The sequence below is a fragment of the Paraburkholderia sp. FW306-2-2C-D06C genome (genome assembly GCF_058781505.1).
This window is the reverse complement of record NZ_JBYSWU010000133.1, coordinates 1-1,186: the sequence shown is the minus strand read 5'-3', so window position 1 is coordinate 1,186 and position 1,186 is coordinate 1. Positions and strand designations below refer to the sequence as shown.

Below are 1,186 nucleotides of genomic sequence, written 5' to 3'. Positions count from 1 at the left end.
GAAAGTAGGTCATCGTCAGGCTCCCCAGCAGCACCAGAAACCCCACCCAGAACGGTGGGGTTTCTGCGTTTACGGCGGCAGCTGAAATCACTATATAAGTGAGAGCGTTGGGTTTGGAACGGTCAAGCAAGCCTTGACAACAAGCGGTTGTTCCCCCATAATCATCAGTTCTCTGCGGAGGGGTGCCCGAGTGGCTAAAGGGGGCAGACTGTAAATCTGTTGGCTTACGCCTACGTTGGTTCGAATCCAACCTCCTCCACCAGAATGCAAGCTGTAGCAGTAGTTGGGAATCCATGGGCCCTTGCGGGTGTAGCTCAATGGTAGAGCAGAAGCCTTCCAAGCTTACGACGAGGGTTCGATTCCCTTCACCCGCTCCAGCAACACAGAAGTAGCGCCCATGTGGCTCAGTGGTAGAGCACTCCCTTGGTAAGGGAGAGGTCGGCAGTTCGATCCTGCCCATGGGCACCAGAAGTACTAGGTGATTGTTTGCGCCCGGCGCAACGTACGGAAAATCCTCTTAGGAGTCGAAAATGGCCAAGGGTAAGTTTGAGCGGACCAAGCCGCACGTGAACGTCGGCACGATCGGTCACGTTGACCACGGCAAGACCACGCTGACGGCAGCGATCACGACGGTGCTGACCAAGAAGTTTGGCGGCGAAGCAAAGGCATACGACCAGATCGACGCGGCGCCGGAAGAAAAGGCACGTGGTATCACGATCAACACGGCACACGTCGAGTACGAAACGGCGAACCGCCACTACGCGCACGTCGACTGCCCGGGCCACGCTGACTATGTGAAGAACATGATCACGGGCGCAGCGCAGATGGACGGCGCGATCCTGGTGTGCTCGGCAGCAGACGGCCCGATGCCGCAAACGCGTGAGCACATCCTGCTGGCGCGTCAGGTCGGTGTGCCGTACATCATCGTGTTCCTGAACAAGTGCGACATGGTGGACGACGCCGAGCTGCTGGAACTCGTCGAGATGGAAGTTCGCGAACTTCTGTCGAAGTACGACTTCCCGGGCGACGACACGCCGATCATCAAGGGTTCGGCCAAGCTGGCGCTGGAAGGCGACACGGGCGAGCTGGGCGAAGTGGCGATCATGAACCTGGCCGACGCGCTGGACACGTACATCCCGACGCCGGAGCGCGCAGTTGATGGTGCGTTCCTGATGCCGGTGGAAGA

At 58.9% G+C, this 1,186-nt stretch carries 1 protein-coding gene and 3 tRNA genes; all 4 read left to right on the top strand.

Annotated features, from left to right (window positions below):
• Positions 1-176 precede the first annotated feature (176 nt).
• Positions 177-262, top strand: a tRNA-Tyr gene (locus AC3WLT_RS37170).
• Positions 263-303: 41 nt separating this feature from the next.
• Positions 304-377, top strand: a tRNA-Gly gene (locus tag AC3WLT_RS37165).
• 16 nt (positions 378-393) lie between these two features.
• Positions 394-468: transfer RNA gene (locus AC3WLT_RS37160), tRNA-Thr, on the top strand.
• A gap of 62 nt (positions 469-530) precedes the next feature.
• Positions 531-1,186, top strand: a 656-nt coding sequence (locus tag AC3WLT_RS37155) for a GTP-binding protein (RefSeq protein WP_492596524.1), incomplete at its 3' end; no start/stop codon positions are given.